General features: G+C 42.6%; 13 protein-coding genes. 3 read left to right on the plus strand and 10 right to left on the minus strand.

The genetic code is table 11. The annotated features are described in order from the left end of the window. Together MR764_RS15220 and MR764_RS15225 are read right to left on the minus strand one after the other, a co-directional pair. Nucleotides 1-4,378 (minus strand): S8 family serine peptidase (locus MR764_RS15220; protein ID WP_247980298.1); only part of this gene is annotated, 4,378 nt, incomplete at its 3' end. 108 nt (nt 4,379-4,486) lie between these two features. Beyond that, entirely contained in the window at nt 4,487-5,680 is a 1,194-nt protein-coding gene (locus MR764_RS15225; RefSeq protein WP_247980299.1) for a hypothetical protein, read from the minus strand. 260 nt (nt 5,681-5,940) lie between these two features. On the opposite strand from MR764_RS15225, the gene MR764_RS15230 reads away from it, so the two are divergent. Continuing rightward, entirely contained in the window at nt 5,941-6,630 is a 690-nt protein-coding gene (locus tag MR764_RS15230) for a response regulator transcription factor (protein ID WP_247980300.1), read from the plus strand. A 192-nt stretch (nt 6,631-6,822) separates the two neighbouring features. Here MR764_RS15230 and MR764_RS15235 read toward each other — a convergent pair whose 3' ends face one another. Then, the gene (locus MR764_RS15235; protein ID WP_247980301.1) at nt 6,823-7,800 is read right to left on the minus strand and encodes a tRNA-dihydrouridine synthase; all 978 of its coding nucleotides are present in this window, start codon (nt 7,798-7,800) and stop codon (nt 6,823-6,825) included. A 61-nt stretch (nt 7,801-7,861) separates the two neighbouring features. Next, complete coding sequence (locus MR764_RS15240) at nt 7,862-8,899, minus strand: rhodanese-related sulfurtransferase (RefSeq protein ID WP_247980302.1); 1,038 nt, start codon at nt 8,897-8,899, stop codon at nt 7,862-7,864. Between the two features lie 160 nt (nt 8,900-9,059). On the opposite strand from MR764_RS15240, the gene MR764_RS15245 reads away from it, so the two are divergent. Beyond that, nucleotides 9,060-10,133 carry a serine hydrolase domain-containing protein gene (locus MR764_RS15245; protein WP_247980303.1) on the plus strand — a complete coding sequence of 358 codons (1,074 nt, stop codon included), beginning with the start codon at nt 9,060-9,062 and terminating at the stop codon, nt 10,131-10,133. Between the two features lie 43 nt (nt 10,134-10,176). Here the strand turns inward: MR764_RS15245 and MR764_RS15250 are convergent, their stop codons facing one another. From MR764_RS15250 to MR764_RS15275, 6 genes are all read right to left on the minus strand, one after another. Beyond that, complete coding sequence (locus MR764_RS15250) at nt 10,177-11,379, minus strand: S8 family serine peptidase (RefSeq protein ID WP_247980304.1); 1,203 nt, start codon at nt 11,377-11,379, stop codon at nt 10,177-10,179. Nucleotides 11,380-11,635: 256 nt separating this feature from the next. Continuing rightward, on the minus strand, nt 11,636-12,835 hold the full coding sequence (locus MR764_RS15255) for a S8 family serine peptidase (protein ID WP_247980305.1): 1,200 nt from the start codon (nt 12,833-12,835) through the stop codon (nt 11,636-11,638). A gap of 269 nt (nt 12,836-13,104) precedes the next feature. Continuing rightward, nucleotides 13,105-14,664, minus strand: a complete 1,560-nt coding sequence (locus tag MR764_RS15260) for a glycosyltransferase family 39 protein (protein ID WP_247980306.1) — start codon at nt 14,662-14,664, stop codon at nt 13,105-13,107. Nucleotides 14,665-14,833: 169 nt separating this feature from the next. Further along, the gene (locus MR764_RS15265) at nt 14,834-15,343 is read right to left on the minus strand and encodes a TlpA disulfide reductase family protein (protein WP_247980307.1); all 510 of its coding nucleotides are present in this window, start codon (nt 15,341-15,343) and stop codon (nt 14,834-14,836) included. 63 nt (nt 15,344-15,406) lie between these two features. After that, entirely contained in the window at nt 15,407-16,354 is a 948-nt protein-coding gene (locus MR764_RS15270; RefSeq protein ID WP_247980308.1) for a phosphoribosylaminoimidazolesuccinocarboxamide synthase, read from the minus strand. 115 nt (nt 16,355-16,469) lie between these two features. Then, the gene (locus tag MR764_RS15275) at nt 16,470-17,474 is read right to left on the minus strand and encodes a PhoH family protein (RefSeq protein ID WP_247980309.1); all 1,005 of its coding nucleotides are present in this window, start codon (nt 17,472-17,474) and stop codon (nt 16,470-16,472) included. A 225-nt stretch (nt 17,475-17,699) separates the two neighbouring features. Between MR764_RS15275 and mazG the strand changes: the two genes are divergently transcribed. After that, nucleotides 17,700-18,479 (plus strand): nucleoside triphosphate pyrophosphohydrolase, encoded by a 780-nt coding sequence (gene mazG, locus MR764_RS15280; protein WP_247980310.1) that lies wholly within the window; start codon nt 17,700-17,702, stop codon nt 18,477-18,479. Nucleotides 18,480-18,718: the final 239 nt, after the last annotated feature.

Raw genomic sequence — 18,718 nt, forward strand, 5'->3', positions numbered from 1 at the left:
AAGTTAAGGTATGAATTCCCGTTCCGGCGACAGCAGGGTAAAAATAAGTTCCTGAAACACCAGTTCCTGAAAGTATCCCTCCTTCGGGAATTGCTTCGATGAGGACCGGATCGCTGTCTTCACAAAAAGAAAGTTCAGTATTCAGAATTTCGGGTTGAGGAATGGAATTTACAACAACATTGGCCGTGGTTTCTCCGGTGCAGCCATTTTCGTCAGTTACGGAGTAAGTTAAGGTATGAATTCCCGTTCCGGCGACAGCAGGGTAAAAATAAGTTCCTGAAACACCAGTTCCTGAAAGTATCCCTCCTTCGGGAATTGCTTCGATGAGGACCGGATCGCTGTCTTCACAAAAAGAGAGTTCAGTATTGAGGATTTCGGGTTGAGGAATGGAATTTACCACAATACTGACTGTCGTTTCTCCGGTGCAGCCGTTGGTATCGGTTACAGTATAAGTTAAAAGATGAGTTCCCGTTCCGGCGACAGCTGGGTAGAAATAAGCTCCCGAAACACCGGTTCCGGAAAGAACTCCGCCCTCGGGAACAGCTTCGATCAGGACCGGATCGCTATCCTCGCAAAAGGAAAGCTCTGTATTCAGAATTTCGGGTTGAGGAATGGAATTTACAACAATACTGACCGTGGTTTCTCCAATGCAGCCATTTTCGTCAGTTACGGAGTAAGTTAAGGTATGAATTCCCGTTCCGGCGACTGAAGGATCGAAGTAAAGTCCTGAAACACCGGTTCCGGAAAGAACTCCGCCCTCGGGAACAGCTTCGATAAGAACCGGATCGCTGTCTTCACAAAAAGAAAGCTCAGTATTCAGAATTTCGGGTTGAGGAATGGAATTTACAACAATACTGACCGTGGTTTCTGCGGTGCAGCCATTTTCGTCAGTTACGGAGTAAGTTAAGGTATGAATTCCCGTTCCGGCGACTGAAGGATCGAAGTAAAGTTCTGAAACACCGGTTCCGGAAAGAACTCCGCCCTCGGGAACAGCTTCGATAAGGACCGGATCGCTGTCTTCACAAAAAGAAAGTTCAGTATTCAGAATTTCGGGTTGAGGAATGGAATTTACCACAATACTGACTGTCGTTTCTCCGGTGCAGCCGTTGACATCGGTTACAGTATAAGTTAAAAGATGAAGTCCCGTTCCGGCGACAGCTGGGTAGAAATAAGTTCCTGAAACACCGGTTCCGGAAAGTACTCCGCCCTCGGGAATTGCTTCGATGAGAACCGGATCGCTGTCTTCGCAAAAAGAAAGTTCAGTATTCAGAAATTCGGGTTGAGGAATGGAATTTACAACAATACTGACCGTGGTTTCTCCGGTGCAGTCATTTTCGTCGGTTAGGGTATAGCTTAAAAGATGAATTCCCGTTCCGGCGACAGCTGGGTAGAAATAAGCTCCCGAAACACCGGTTCCGGAAAGAACTCCGCCCTCGGGAACAGCTTCGATCAGGACTGGATCGCTGTCTTCGCAAAAAGAAAGCTGAGGCGTAATTATCGTTGGCTGAGGGTAACCAAATACCTCAATGGTTTTTTCAAATAAATTGTTGGCAGTGTTGTTATCGTGTGTGCAAGTCATTTGAAATTCAAATGTATAAAGCTGTTCATTACTTAAATCCAAATGTGCGTTGAATTCATAATCCAGAACCTCACCAGTCGAAAGTGAAGTGGAAAGCACCAGTAGTTCATCAAGGCTTTCATTTGAAGAACAATTCAGATGAATTCTTATGCTGTCACCGGCCAAAGCAGCTTGTGAACCGACGTTTTTGATGGAAATTGAGATGCTTTCATTATCTGATAAGGAACAGCCCGAAACCGGAGCATTTAAAGCGGTAATAGTCAGGTCGACGTTGCGTATTTCTTCTTCGCCCGAAACATAGATGTTATCCAGTCCGGCGCCCATTCCCCATTGATAAAGGTCGTCGTAATAAAAGCCCAGTTGGGTGCCGTTTTTACAAATTTCAACGGGTAATTCGATCGATTGGTGTACCCATTCGTAGGCACTTTCCAAATCCATAAGTTCGTGCCAGGCTGTTTCTTCCTGTAATTTATAAACCACATGCAGTTCGTCGATGGCATCATAAATTCCTGTTTTTAATAGGTAGTCGAACGAAAGTGTAACATTTGAGTAATTCGCAAGCAGTAAAGGATCGGTTGAAGCAATATCAGAAACATGCACAGCCTCTCCGGCAGAATAGGAGTCAGCTGCAATAAATTTGGATAGATTGTCGGAGAAATCGAGGTAATAACAATTGAGCGATTCGCTATCTCCCCATTGCCATCCGGAGATGTCATTTTTTATCAGTGCTTCGTCCGGGCTGGTTTCGAAATCGATGATATAAGGCAGCGGACGAACTGTTCGGGGGAAAACCACTATTTCATTGGTGCCAAGGCTTTCCGTTTCTTGTTCATTAACCGTATAAACCGCTGTAACGTAATAGGAATATTTATTATCAAAACTAACTGAAGCATCAGTATAATCTGTGGTATTGCTAGTGGCCAGGAATGAACCATTTCTGTAAATATTATATTTTTCAGGAGCTCCTGAAAAGGGGCTATCCCAGTGTAGAGAAATGCTGGATTCTCCAATGGAATAAGTTAAGCTTCGGGGAGGGTAGAGTTCGGATTGTGTTTCAATTCCGGTTATTACCAAACTGAATGATTGTGAGCCCCCGGAAAGTGTACCTGAATGTGAAACTTTAATATTGAAATCGGTTGAACCGGTATTTGCAAAATAAACCTGTTCTACATTATCAACGTGATTTGTTCCACTTGTTGCCGGTTCTCCCGGATTTTCAACATTGAGAACCCATGGAAGAATCGTCTGACCGGTGTTTGGATTTTCAACCTGTAGGTTAAGGTCGTTTACCAATTTACTTGTGCGTTGATTGAGGGCAGGTGAGGCGGGCTGTCCGGCAGGATCTGTCCAGCAAAGTGTAGCTTTCAGGAATGGTGCATCGTTTGCCGTTTTTACCGGTATTGTTACGGTTTCTCCCTCATGTAAAACTTGCTCGTATATATTTTCCCCCTGACTGTTTGAATTAGCATAGATAAGGTCAGCTGCAGCCTTAATATTTATTAACCCCCAGCCAAAACTAAAATCAGGCCCCGTGTTACCTAAATCGATTGCGGTATGCATTAAAATGCTTTTATATGTTGAGGACAACAGCTTGACTCCGGGTTGAAGCATATTCTGTAGTTGGAGGAGTAGGGCAATTGCCCCGGTTGCTGCTGCCGCAGACATTGAAGTTCCGCTGTATGTTGTATAGCTTGTGTCGGTGCTTGATATGGAAGAATAAACATTGCTGCCGTCAGAAACGAGGTCAGGTTTAATGCGGCCGTCATCAGTAGGACCAAACGCACTAAAAATGGTCATATTTGCTGCGTCATCAACAGCTCCTATGGTTAGTATATTTTTTGCTACTGCTAGCGGCGACAAGCAATCAAAGCCATCGGTTCCGCCATCCTGATCTCGTTCAGCATTAACCAGCACCCACTTATCGTCCCACACATAATGCGATACAATTGTTGCGGGCCCGTCGTTTCTATCGTTCCCGGCCGATTTTACTATCAGGTAATAGGGCGCATTCCCGGCTATGTAATCGATATCGGCACTAACATCGCTGTAAAAACCAAATTTATAATCTTCGGTTGCCGAAATCTCCGGGTCCCCATACCAATACCAACTTTCAATTTGTGTATTGTAATACCAACCGCATAATGGTCCGTACGAATGGTTTGAGATTGATATGCCATCAGCTGCAGCACTGGCCATTTCAGCAATGTCGTTATTTAAATCCCATCCTTTAATGATGGCTTTCCCTGCCATCCCCCTGGCTTCGTATTTTACTCCGGAAGCAATCATGGTGCCTGAAATGTGTGTAGAATGATTGGAAACAGGCAAATCCAAATCGCGCATGGTAATACGCGATCCCTCCTGGCTCTGGAATTCCTGGTGAGTAGATAAAATGCGTCCTCCATCCCAAAGGTTGATTTCTATTTCATCACCTGAAAGTGGAGGAAATTCGTTGGCATCAGACCAAACCTGATCGACAGTCAGCGTGTTTGCAACACTTAAGTTATTGGTGGCATAGTACACCGGTTTATTGTTGTTCTCCAGCCGTTGAAGAACAATTACCCGGTCATTTTCTTCCACATAAAAAATCGGGATGTCCAATTGGTGCGCCACAGAATCAGCAACCTTTTTTTGTGCATTCCATCGGGCACTTCGCTGTTGTGAAAACTGATTCAATTTCAGTTGATTGGATTCAGCTCTTATTTTGGAGGGTTGTGCATTCGAATAGCATGAAATAAAAATGATAAGAAGGATAAAGAAGCATCCTTTTATGTGAAGCCCGGTTAAAAAATGTTTAATCATGCTGCCGGAATTAATAGAACCAACTGTCAAAACTGACAGTTGGTTTTACTCAAAACATCAAATCGGATAATTTTGAAGGACAAAAGCCTTTTGACCGATTTAAGGCCTCTATGGCTCAGGTTCATAATTTGGTAAAAACAAAATGTTTGAATCACCATGTACAAAGTCTAACACTTGTACCGCGTCATCAACTGCTATCGCAAAACCTTGTACTCTCTCATGACTAAATTGATCCCATCTGTATGTAAACTGAGGTTGACTTCCAATGCCTTTAAAATCAACATTTCCTTCAAAGATATCGAAGATTGAAAATACAGGTCCCTCAGAAATGCCCTCTTCATTGAGCGGATAATAAACATTATCCCACACCAGAAACTGAATGTAACGGTCCTTATAAATTCCGCGGTTATATTGAAATTGCCCATCTCCTTTTCTGGGTTCGCTGAAATTGAAATAATAGTTTTCTTCGTTGTTAAAATCGTAATCGTGTTCGTTTAAAATGGGATTTAAACCACAACAATCAAGAAATCCATTAATATAAACCACTTCGTCAATATCAACCGTTCCTGTTTTATCAGAACCCGCTGAAAAACAGCCTGCAGCGAGCAGTAACGGATCAATTTCATATTGCGCGAGAAAACCTAATCGGTTAGCGTAGCTATTATCAACGGTTTCTTCGTACATGTAATTCATCAGATATTGGTAGATGGCCATATTTTCCCGCGGAGAATCGATGGTTTTGGTCAATACAAGTGAGTCGGTGACAACAAGATCATAATTCCAAATCGACAACCGGCCACAGAAATCAAGGGTGAAATCATCGCCGGCTTCAATTACTTTCATTGCTTCTTCAAAAGCCTGGTCTAGAACCGGCTGAGGCGAACGGACAATATTCAAACGTCCAAAGTCTACTTCAATTGGAGTTGCTGTTGCCGGAATCTCTCCATATTGATCCAGTTCAATAACATCGCCTGTTAGTGCATCAATGGGCTGAACAAAGTATTCATCTTCCTGAATTATTCCATCCAGGTCAACATCTATTGAGGTCATTGTGGGAACTCCATCTGGATCCCTCAGCAGAACATATAAATCGCCGTAGTCGCCTCCGCGGGTAGTTCCCGATTCATCATTCCCTTTAATGTGTTGGTTCAAATCGGTTTCTCCACCGGCCCATTCCGGACGGTCAGAGTCGTCATCAGCAAGAGGGAGAATATTGTCCCCTCCATAGCGTTCGCAGCTAACGAAACCGCTAAAAAAAAGCAAAATTAGTACATAGCGTGAATAACGGATAATTGTTTTCATAACTTGAAAATTTAGGTTAATACATGAAAAATCTGGTTTTAACCCAAACTTGATATTGAAACAAAAAGTTAGATAAATAGGGAATATCAAACAATCCTGATCTTGTTGATTTTCGCTGGCTATTTAGCCAGAAAGGAGTAAACATTTTTACTTAGGGAGTAATAAAAAAAGCTAAAAGCCTCAACAAAAGGATGATATAATTATACACTTAAGAGGTAGTTATCTGTTTTTTTTGTAACTTGTTGATAGAGTGTCGGTCCATGCAATTAAACGATACAACAAAAATATTACTCTCTTTCGATCAAAAACTAGTTGCAGACTGTCTTAAATCGTACCTCGCTCATCATAAACATCTTCAGGTAATTGGTGAGGTAAATAACGATAGTAATCCGGCCAGGTCGATTCTGGAACTAAACCCTGATTTGGTTATTTTTGAATTTATGTTGTGGTCGGCTAAATATCTGGACTACATGTTAAAGGTGAATACGCAATTTCCCGGTTTAAAAATTCTGATCATATCTGAATTAATTTCCCAGCAACTCATGGCGAAAATAATGCCTTACATTAATGGTTATGTTATTAAAACCTGTTCGGCCGAAAAAATTATATTGGCGATTCAGGAGATAAATAGTTCTGGAAAATACCTGTGCCCCAAAGCAGTAGATAATTTTTTTAGTTGTCAGGAGACGAGTGAAAATGCTTGCAAATTAACCGAGCGGGAGAAAGAGATACTAAGTTCGTGGGTTGAGGAAGACACCAATAGTGAGGTAGCCAGCGCATTAAATATCAGTGTATCGACTGTTCGTACGCATTTAAAAAATATCAGGGGAAAACTCGGGAATATTAACCGTTTGCAAATGATGATCTATGCCTGCAGTCACAACCTGTTAGGAAGAAAGCAAAAACCGATCTGCCCCAACTGTCGGTATTTTATTACCCACAGAAAATGAGTGTTTTACATGTTTATTTGCGATAATCTGAAGGAAATGAAATGCAGGTAATTTCAATCCGGAGAACGAAAAAAGCAGAAAGTTTACCCGCCATAACGGCGAATACCTGACGAGTGAGACATTTTGCAGATTGAACTTACGGATAGATTATACCAGAAACAGCACCTTTTGTCGAATAAAAAAGATGAAATTTTATGTTCTAAAATAGGAATATACCTCGTCGTAGCCTTTAACTTCCATTAAATCAGCCCGCATTTTAGCTGCACCCGGGAAACTGTTGAGATAGATTTTGTAGAAACGCTTCAGGATATTGAAGTTTTTATCGGGGCTCCAGGTCGATTCAAACAAACGGGTGTGTTCGAGCAGTTTCCCAATCCGCTCTTCCATCGAAATCTCAGCCTTTTCGGGGTTGAAGAACCACGGATTCTGAAAAATTCCGCGTCCGACCATTACGCCGTCCACTCCGGTTTCACGGATGCGCTCCAAACCTTGTTCGTAAGAAAAAACATCGCCGTTGCCATGAAAAGGAATACCTGGTTTCAGACTGTTTTTAAGCTGAACAGCTTTGGCAATTTCTTCCCAGCTGGCTTCGCCTTCCGATTGCATGCGCTGCGTGCGCCCGTGCAAAATAATGGCAGCGGGGTCAACCTCCAGCAAATTGGCAATCCAGTTTTCGGTAATGTGTCCCTTTATTCCGGTTCGTGTTTTTACACTAACAGGAAGCGATGTGCCTTCTTTGGTCGCCAGTATAATTTCTTTGGCTCGTTCCGGTTCGCCAATTAAAGCACTGCAGGCTCCAATTTTAAATACCTTTTTTACCGGGCAGCCCATGTTGATATCGATGCCGTCGAAATCGTAGTTTTCAGAGATGTATTTGGCGATGTTGTGATAAATTTCCGGATCGCGCCCCCAGATCTGAGCCACCAGTTTAATGTTGAGTTTCTTTAGCAGTTCCCGCTCCGAGTCGTTCACAATCAAACGTTCTGAAACGCGCTCGCGGCCTACCGGATGGTTCATTCCTTCCACAGAAGTAAACTCGGTAAAAACCACATGGAGTTTACCCGGGGCAGCCATTCCCATTACGATTTCGCGAAAAACAGTATCGGTGACATCCTCCATGGGAGCCAGCGAAAATACGGGACCTTTTAAATCTTTCCAGAAATTATTCATTGCGTTGCAAAAATAGGAAATAAGCCGGAGCGGCAGCTTTCAATTAATGTGGAATAAAATATTATTCGGCCACTTTTAACTGTTCGGTACGAATAAGGGATAGACTTTTTCGGTATTTCCGGCTATTGCCAAAAACAATGCGGTCTTTCGCCGAGCGTCCGGTTCCGTTTTCTTTTTCATGAGCACATTCAGGCGTACAACAGCCGTGGTATTTTACAGCACATTCAGGACATTGAATAAACAGGATGTGGCAACCATCGTTGGCACAGTTGGTATGGGTATCGCAAGTTGCTCCACACTGATGACAGCGCGAGATGATCTGGCCGTTTACACTTTCGCCCAAACGTTCGTCGAACACAAAGTTTTTACCCAGAAATTTCGATTCGAGTCCGGCGGCTTTTACCTGACGGGCATATTCCAGAATTCCTCCGTGAAGCTGATTTACATCGCTAAATCCCTGATGTTTTAGGTAGGCACTGGCTTTTTCGCAGCGGATTCCCCCCGTACAATAAAGCAGGATTTTTTTGTCCTTCTGGTCTTCCAGTAAATCGGTAACAATTTCCAACTCTTCGCGGAAGGTGTCGGCTTCGGGACAAATCGCGCCTTCAAAATGCCCGATTTCACTTTCGTAGTAATTACGCATATCTACCACAACCGTATTTTCCTGACCAATGTAGTTGTGAAAATCAACTCCGCTTAAATGTGTCCCAACATTGGTTACATCGTACGCATTGTCATCCAAACCATCGGCCACCAGTTTGGGACGCACTTTAATGGTGAGTTTGTAAAACGATTTTCCGTCGTCTTCAATCGCATATTTTATCGGAATTTCACGGAAAATTTCATACTTCTTCAGCGTTTCCAGAAAAGCCTCCCAATTGTGTTCCGGAACGCTCATCTGTGCATTTATTCCCTCGCGGGCGATGTAAATACGGCCAAAACAATCGAGTGTGAACCAGTCGCGGAATAACTCGTCGCGAAAAGCTTGCGGATCATCTAAAATAAAATAACGGTAAAGCGAAATGGTTTTACGCTGAAAAGTTTCTTCAGCCAGACGTTGTTTCAGCTCTTCCTTGTTGATACGGTTGTATAAATGCATCGTGAAAATCGTTTTAAAACTGCGCGCAAAAGTACGTATTTTAATAAAAAGAGCAAAAAAGAGGTTTTATTCTTAAAATGAAGATTTGTTTTGCTTGTTTGTTTTTGTTGTACCTTTAGAAATACACTGACAAAGAATGTATTAAATAAAAATATATGTCATGAAAAACCTTGGTTATCTGCTACTCCTTGTACTCGTTTTTAATGTGGGGTGTACCCGACCCGACCCAAAAATTGCTGAGCTTGAAAAGCATATAGAACAGTTGCGATTGGAAAGCGAATCGGTAGGGTGGACGGCCACTGTATCGATTGACGGTAAAACCATTTTTTCAGAAGGTTTCGGGCTCGGGAATTACGAGCAACAGGTTCCTGTATATCCCGGCAAAACAAAGTTCCGGATTGGCAGTATTTCCAAAGCACTTACAGCTGCTGCTCTGGGTATTTTAATTGAAGAAGGGAAAATCGATCTGGATGCTCCGGTACAAAAATATGCTCCTCATTTCCCCGAAAAGAAATATGAAATTACCACGCGGCAGGTGGCTGGTCATCAGGCAGGAATCAGACATTACAACGGAGATGAGTTTCTGTCGTCGAAATATTATCCAACCGTCAACGATGGCCTGGAGATTTTTATGAATGATACGTTGCTTTTCGAGCCAGGAACCGCTTATCGTTATTCGAGTTATGGTTTTAACCTTTTGAGTGCGGTGATTGAAGGCGCTTCCGGCGATGATTTTCTCCATTTTATGAAAACACGCGTTTTCGATCCGTTAAATATGACCGAAACAGTAGCAGAACATATGGATTCTTTGATCCTGTTTCGTGCCGGTTATTACGATATGGCGCAAGGAAAAGTAATAAATGCGCCTTATGTCGATAACAGCTACAAGTGGGCTGGTGGCGGTTTTATTTCCACTTCGGAAGATCTGGTGAGATTTGGAAATGCGATGCTTCAGAATACACTTTTTTCGGAAGAAGTGAAGCAACAACTTGTCACACCTCAAAAACTGAAAAACGGAGAGAAAACCGAATACGGCATGGGTTTTTTCTCAGGTATTGATGAATATGGCAGACCTTATTACGGGCATGGTGGTGGCTCAGTCGGCGGTTGCAGTAACCTGATCATTTATCCGGAAGAGAAAATGGTTGTGGCAGTGATCACCAATGATACGCGGGCAAAGGTAGGCAAGGAATTACACAAGATTGCGGAGATACTGTTGAGTAAAGAGCAATAAAAAACCCGGACTTGAATCCGGGCTTCTCTATTTCGAAAAGTTATTATCTGTGGATAATTGGATCCGGATTTCCGTCAGGATCTCCACTAACAGTGCCGTCGGTATGAGCTGTGCCCAATAAAAGAACACCCGCAGCATGCGGTGTAGCCATTGAAGTTCCGCTGATGGTGTTGTATCCACCATCTTTCCAGGTTGATTGAATGCTTACTCCAGGTGAGCAGTAATCAACAGGCGGATTTCCCCAATTCGACCAGGAGGGCATAACATCGGAACTGTTCATCGCAGAAATGGTATATACATTGTTCCCGTTGGCGCGCGCCGGAGAATGATTGTTGGCGTCGTCGCCGTCGTTACCGGCTGCCAATGCAAATTTTACTCCCGAGGATTGAGCTGCATTTACAACTGCCTGATCCAAAGCCGCAGAAACGGGGCCTCCCAAACTCATGTTGGCAACATCACCCTGCTGACTGTTGGCGCCTACGTAATCAACACCGGCAATTACTCCGGAATAGCTTCCGCTTCCCCGGCGATCTAAAACCCGAACTGCCACCACGGTTGCACCTGCTGCCACCCCAATAACACCTATGTTGTTATTGACAGCTGCTATGGTTCCGGCAACGTGTGTGCCGTGCCCATTCTGGTCATCCGGATTGGTTGCTTCATTTCCACTGAGAAAGCTGGCACTTCTATTGGTGTCGACGTTTAAATCGGGGTGATCCTGATCAATTCCTGAATCGATGATCCAGGCTGTTTTTCCGGTTCCGTTACCTGCGCCGCCAACACGTGTAATTCCCCAGGGCGTAGACTGACCGGTGGTACCTCCGCCTCCTCCGCCAGGTTTACCTTTGGTAGGGTGAATGAGTACAGCAACCTGATCTTCTTCAATGTATTTTACTGAAGGATCAGCTTCGAGCTTTTTTAACTGTCCCGGAGGAATCATAACAGAGAAACCTTTTAATGCGTTACCGTAGACATGGCTTACTTCTGAATCTGTTATTCCGGCACGTTTTAATATCCTGTCGGTCGCCGATTTCATGGCAACCTGTTTTTTCTCGTACCCTTTTACTTTTGAAAGTTCAAGGTCAACATCTGCGTCCTGTAAAACTACAATGTAACTTTTCTTTGCACTACCGGCAGATTTGAGTTCCAAATTTTCGCTGTCGTCAGTTACTAAAGAATCGCTACATGCATTTGCCAATGCCAACACCAGTAGGAAGGCAAATAATTTAAACAGCTGTTTTTTCATTTTTGTTAGTTTGAAATTAATAGATAGAGTTTGCTTTGTTCTAAAAATGCTTACGTAATCAGGTTTGTTATATGTTGCGAATTAGCTCTGTTTTTCTTTCAAACAGGTTGGAGCGTATTTTGTTTAAATTCAGAGGATAAGAATGTCTTTTATTTGAATATTTCTGGTTATTGGTACTTTTATTACGTTCAAAATTCTAGGCAAAAAGAAACCCGAAAGAAATTTCTTCCGGGTTTATGCTTTATACGAAGTTTTTCTAATGAACTCCAATTATATCCGGATTTCCATCCGGATCACCATTGACAGTTCCTCCGTTATTTATGCTTCCAAGCAATAACAATCCAGCCGCATGCGGTGCGGCCATCGATGTTCCGCTCATAGTTGTGTAACTACCACCTTTGTAAGTGGAGTAAATGCTGTAACCAGGCTCGCAGAAATCGACGGGAGGATTTCCGTAATTGGAGAAATATGCCCAGTTGTCATTAATATCACTGGCCGAAATAGTATAAATGTATGTTCCATTGGCACTTGCCGGCGATTTAGTATTGGCATCAGTACTTTCGTTACCAGCAGCAAGTGAGAAATTTATTTTAAGGCTGGCAGCTGTTTCCACCGCCGAATTCAAGGTCGCATCATAACCTCCACCAAGACTCATGTTGGCAACATCGCCAACAGCTGCATGATCAGCCACCCAGTCAACACCTGCAATAATGGCGGAATAAGAACCCGATCCTCTTTTGTTGAGTACTTTCACCGGAACAACTGTAGCTCCGGCAGCCACTCCAATAACACCCTCACTGTTATCTTTGGCTGCTGCAATTCCCGCACAGTGCGATCCGTGCCCGTTATCGTCGTCAGCAACCTGAGTTCCGGCAACGAAATTCCACCCGTTCACCAGGTCAACATTCAGATCAGGGTGATCAAGATCGATACCTGTATCTATGATCCATATTTTGTTACTTCCGGTATAGGTTATGCCGCCATTAACACGCGCGATCCCCCAGGGTGTTGTTTGTGCCGTTGGTACAGGAGCGGGTTTAGTTTTAATTTTTATATCCGGTTGAACAAGTGTGATCACCTGATCTTCATCGATGTATTTTACCGAAGGATCATTCTCTAGCTTTTTCATTTGTCCGGGAGCCATTTTAACAGCAAATCCTTTTACGGCTGTTCCGTAGGTAAAAGTGATTTCGGAATCAGAGATGCCAGCTCTTTTCAGGATTTTTTCAGAAGCTGATTTTACCGCAACCTGCTTCTTCTCATAGCCTTTTAATGTCGCTAATTCAGATTCAAGGTCAGAGTCCTGTAAAACAACGATGTAGCTTTTTTGAGCACTGCTCGCTGATTTTAGTTCGATACTTTCATCAACGTCATCGGTTACCAATGCGTCGTTACATGCATTCGCCAACGTCAATACCAACGCTAATGCGAATAATTTAAACAGCGTTTTTTTCATTTTTAGTTGTTGAGTGAAATGATAGAATGAGTTTGTCTCTTACAATATACATAATATTTCGTTTTATTTCGACATATGTTTATTGTAAAATGACTGTTTTAACCTATTTATTATTTTGTTTTGATAGGTGTCCCCGATGTATTTTCCGGAAGACAATTCAAAAGGGGTGTATTTGTTGGAAACTTGAGTTGACTTTATGGTTGACGGCTTCTGTTAATGTGGTAATCTTTATGAAAGTGCTTCATTTGGAAGCAATTATTTTAACCGAATTATTTGCTGTGGTAAAATCCCGACGAACGTGTGCTGAATAAATCGTGGCCAATAGCCATGGGAACCAGGCCGGGAATACTGTCCATGTAATTGAGATTTTTTGCTCTACTCAGTACCAAAACATCTGAGTTGTGCTGCAGGTAGGCTTTTAGCTTTTCTTTGTCGGTAAAAACCGGGATCTGATCATGTGCATAAAAAGCAAATGCCGGATCGAAGCTTTTATAGGCTATGGTATGGGTATGAGATTGAATGTAAGCCTTGTATTTCTCAATCGGCGACTGATTATCAACAATTTGAAATGGTCCGGCAAAGAATATAAATGTGGAGATAGCAAAGGTTAGAAATAGGGTGGTAAGGCATTTGAAAAGCGATGTTCGGTAAAAACGTAACGAAAGAAACATACCGATGGGGAAAGTAAGAAAAAATAAGGCGATCCAACTTTTAGTTTCGAAAGGAGGAGTGTTTTTTATAAAAAAATAGGCTCCTGCCGGAATAGCGAGGCCCAGTAGAAATATCACGTACAGCTCGGGTTTTATATTGGCTTTTACACTTTCGCTGTTTAGCAATTTCGAGAGGTAAGTTCCAATCACTATGGCCAAAAAAGGATAAGCCGGAGCGATATAATTGATCAGTTTCGTGCTAGCAACGGAATAAAACACCACTACGGTTAAAATTGAAATTGTCGCAAGTAAGTTGACGTTTTCGTTCCTTATGTTTTTCCATGCACTTTTGATGGCGCGGATAACAAATACCGAAAAGGGAAGCATTCCTCCGATCATAAAAAAGAAAGGGAGCAAAAAGGATCCTCCGTGTTTACCAATTGGGGTATTAAATCGTTGGATGTTGTGCTCCAGAAAGAATCCGTTCGTCCATTCGCCACCCGTTTTTATATGAACCGCTACATACCAGGGCAGGCTAAAAAGAAGTATCAACGCAATTCCCCTCCAGGGCTTTAGTTTCCCAAGCGTTGAGATCGTAAATGATTTGGTGGCAAGCAGGAATCCAAAAATGGACAGAGCAGGTAAGAGCAGGCCAACAGGACCTTTAGCTAGAATACCAAGTCCGAAGAAAATATACATGCCTGCATACCATTTCCAACGACCGGTTTTCCATCCCTCGTAGAAAAAATAAATGGATAGCGTATGGCAAAGAATCAGGTAGGGATCGGGTGTTGCAAGCCGGAATTGCAGGACCAGATGCAACGATGAAAGTAAAACGATGGAAGACCACCAGGCTGCCTGCGCGTTGAAATTTCGTTTTACAAACCAAAAGGTGAACAGAACCAAAAGCAAGCCACAAAAGGCTGAAAAAAAACGGGCACTGGTCTCGTTTATTCCACCGATAAGATAAGAAGTCATCATTCCAAAGTATTCCAATGCCGGCTTGTCGGTGCGCAATTCGCCGTTAAAAGTGGGCACTACCCAGTTTTTGTGTTCCAGCATTTCGCGTGCACATTCCGAATTACGGGCTTCTGCTACCTGGAAAACACAGGTTCCGCCTAAAAATGAAAAGAAAAGCATGAGGCTAATGAGCAGTATGTAAACAAACTGTTTACTCATTAAAAAATTGTTATACCTGTAAACGTGAATTTTTACGTTCCAAAACAAAAAAGGATGCAAGTTGTACTTTTCACGTTAAACTAATTCACTACAGTTTGAAGCAGCGTTTAAACGTCAATCCTCATCAGGTAAAAAAGAACAGTTGTGTGTCGAAGGTTTTTCTTTGCTCTTATTCCGCTAACAGTCCGGAAACGGTGGATTTTATTTTTGCAAAATCTTCTTCGTTGAAACCAATGGAAGAGTAGGCGATATTCCCATTCTTGTCGACAATAAAATTCCGTGGAATATTTTGCCGGGCGTAAACGGAGAATATTTTTCGTCCGGGATCGGGAGAAAAAGGCATCGTAAATTTCTGGTCTGCCTTGAATTTATTGAGCTCGTCCCAGGAATGCTCCCGGCCAAGAATGATCAGTACAAAGTCATTGTTGTCTTTGTATTTGTCGAAAACCTCTTTTTGAAGGCGCGGAAGTTCTTGCCGACAAGGAGGGCACCAGGTGGCAAAAAAGTTGATCCAGACGACTTTCCCTTTTAAGTCCGAAAGTTTTACGCTTTTTCCCGGCGCTGCTTCATAGGTGAAATCGGGTGCTTTTTCGCCTTGTTTTGCCAACGTGAATTCATCCTGTGCAAACAGAGCAGTGGTAAATAAAACCAGGGAGCAAATTAAAAAGAGTCGTTTCATTGTATTTCAATATTGAAAGTCATTGCGCCACTTTTGGTGACACAATGACTTATACTTGTGTTTTTATTTCTTTAGAAAATCGTTAATCGCTGTTTCAATTCGATCTTCAATTTTGGAAGTATCAGATTTAACGAATTTCTCGCCTGTGATACTTTCGTACAGCTCAATGTATCGTTCCGACACCTGGTTAACAAAGTCATCCGGTATTTCAGGAAGAACGTCTCCGGTGCGGCCCTGGAAATTATTTTCCATCAACCATTCGCGAACAAATTCTTTTGAGAGCTGCTTTTGGTTTTCACCTTTATCGAAGCGTTCCTGGTAGCCATCGGCATAAAAATAACGCGACGAATCGGGTGTGTGGATCTCGTCGATCAGGTAGATCTGACCGTCTTTTTTCCCAAACTCGTATTTGGTATCCACCAGTATCAGTCCCATTTCTTTGGCCATTTCGCTGCCACGCTTAAACAATTCGAGTGATATGCGTTCCAGTTCCAGGTAATCTTCTTCCGAAACCAGGCCTTGCCTGATGATTTCCTCACGCGAGATGTTTTCGTCGTGCAAACCCTGTTCTGCCTTGGTGGTTGGTGTTAACAGCGGCTCTGGAAATGCCTGATGTTCTTTCAATCCTTCGGGAAGCGCCACACCACAAATTTCACGGCCACCGTTTTTATACAATCTCCACGAACTTCCGGTTAAATAACCACGAACAATCATTTCAACCGGGAACGTTTCACAAAAATGACCTACGGTTACGTTGGGGTCGGGAGTTGCGATTTTCCAGTTGGGAACGATATCTGAGGTCGCATCCAAAAATTTCGAAGCAATCTGGTTCAGTACCTGTCCTTTGTAAGGAATCCCTTTGGGAAGCACCACATCGAATGCAGAAATACGGTCGGAAACCACCATTACCAGGTAATCGTCGTTGATGTTGTATACGTCGCGTACTTTTCCTTTGTAATAGCTTTTCTGACCCGGAAAGTTAAACTCGGTTTTTGTTAATGCGTTACTCATTGTATTATTTTTAATTATGAATGAACTTTAAATTTATCAGTCTTGGTTTTGGGGCTTTCTTTTATACAAATTTAGCTCGCAAAAGTTTAAAGTTTTGATTACCGGTACTAAACTGCTAATTATTCGTTTTTTTTTCGCCTGCTTCAGCCTCAGCCCTTTCCTTCGCCATTTCTCTTTCTTCCTGGTGTCGGTCGTAGGCATCTACAATATCACGCACCAAACGGTGACGCACAATGTCTTTTTTATCGAAATATACGGTTGAAATGCCTTCAATGTGTTTCAGAATTTTTAGTGCCTGGATCAAGCCTGAATGACTTTTTCGCGGCAGGTCAATCTGGGTGACATCGCCCGTGATAATAAATTTTGCATTTAATCCCATGCGGGTGAGGAACATTTTCAGCTGGTTGATCGTGGTATTCTGTGCTTCATCCAAAATAACATAAGCGTTACTCAAGGTGCGGCCACGCATAAAAGCCAGTGGCGCAATCTGAATGGTGCCGTCTTTCATAAATTCTTCCAGCTTTTTAAGCGGAATCATGTCCTGTAATGCATCGTAAAGCGGCTGTAAGTAAGGATCAATCTTATCTTTTAAATCGCCGGGCAGGAATCCGAGGTTTTCGCCGGCCTCTACTGCCGGGCGGCTAAGTATTATTTTTCGGATTTCTTTATTCTTGAGTGCTTTTACAGCCAGCGCAATCGCAGTGTATGTTTTTCCCGTTCCGGCTGGGCCGATGGCAAAAATCAGATCGTTTTTAGCCGATTCTTCCGTTAACCTGCGTTGGTTAGGAGTACGCGCTCGAACCGGTTTCCCATTGTTCCCAAAAACAATGATGTCGGGCTCGCCTCCGCCGTTTTCTTCCATCGGAGAAACGCCGCTTTGCATTAGCTCGATAATGATTTCTTCGGTAAGAATGTTGTATTGAAAATAATGATCAAGAATGAGTGCAAATTTCTTTTCAAACGCTTTTATCTCTTTGGGTTCGCCCTGAACAAACAAGGTATTTCCGCGGGCAACAATGTTAATCTTGGGAAAGAGTTTTTTTATCAGTTCGATCTTTGCATTATTGATCCCGAAAAATTCCAGCGGGTCAATTCCTTCCAGTAATATTTGTTTATCCAAGTGCTTCGTCTATTGTTTTTGAATGAGCCCAAAATTACAAAATAAATTGGTCTGTTTATAATTGTACAGAGTAAAGGATACAAGGATAACTTTGGAGAAAAATTCATCGGCTTGGTTTTAGTACGATCTGAAGCCCATTGGTTTTTATTTTTAAATAACTTTGACCGATTACATTATTCCCGATCGGTTGTATGAGTTAAGTTTGGGATTATTAAAGGGTAAATCATGAACAAAAAAATAGAGGCTTTTAAAGAATTACTGGCTATAATGGACGAGCTCCGCGAAAAATGTCCGTGGGACAGAAAGCAAACGCTGGAGTCGCTGCGAAAATTAACGATTGAAGAGACTTACGAGCTGGGGGATGCCATTCTGAAAAACGATCTTCAGGAAATAAAAAAAGAGCTGGGCGATTTAATGCTGCACATTGTTTTTTATGCGAAAATAGGTGCTGAAAAAGGTGCTTTCGACATGGGAGATGTGTTGGAGGGAATCAACAAAAAGTTGGTTTATCGCCATCCGCATGTTTTTGGTGAAGTCGATGTGGATGGTTCAGCCCGGAAAGTAGAGGAAAACTGGGAAGCCTTGAAACTAAAAGAAAAAGGCGGAAATAAACGGGTACTGGAAGGTGTGCCGACTGCGATGCCGGCGCTGGTAAAAGCGAATCGTATTCAGGAAAAGGCCAGCGGAGTGGGTTTCGATTGGGAATACCGCGAGCAGGTTTGGGATAAAGTAAGGGAAGAGGTGAACGAACTAAGTCATGAGATTGATAAGGTGGATGAAGATAAAATGGAAGCCGAATTTGGCGATCTGTTTTTTGCGATGGTAAACGCCGCCCGTTTGTATGGAATCGATCCCGAAGCGGCATTGGAACGCACAAATCTCAAATTTATCAGACGCTTTAATTACCTCGAAAGTAAAACGCTGTTACAAGGGAAAAGCCTTCATGATATGAGCCTCGCTGAAATGGACGAAATTTGGGAAGAAGCGAAGAAGGGAGAGGAATAGTCTTTTTTTAGTTGAAGTGACTGTTTGAAAGATTAAGATTGGTTCATGTAACTTAAACACTGTTTTATAGAAAAAAAACCGGGATAAAAATTCCCGGCTTTTTTATTATTTAAATTGTCTCGTCCTGAAATAGCGTTACACAAAAAGTAGCGTTATGAAAGAAATCAATCATTCACAGTACGTTAAGCGTACACAGAAGGACTATTCGATGTCCTTTAAATTGCAAGTTGTCACTGAGA

Origin of the sequence: Maribellus sp. YY47, assembly GCF_023111095.1 — a bacterium.
GTDB lineage: Bacteria > Bacteroidota > Bacteroidia > Bacteroidales > Prolixibacteraceae > Draconibacterium.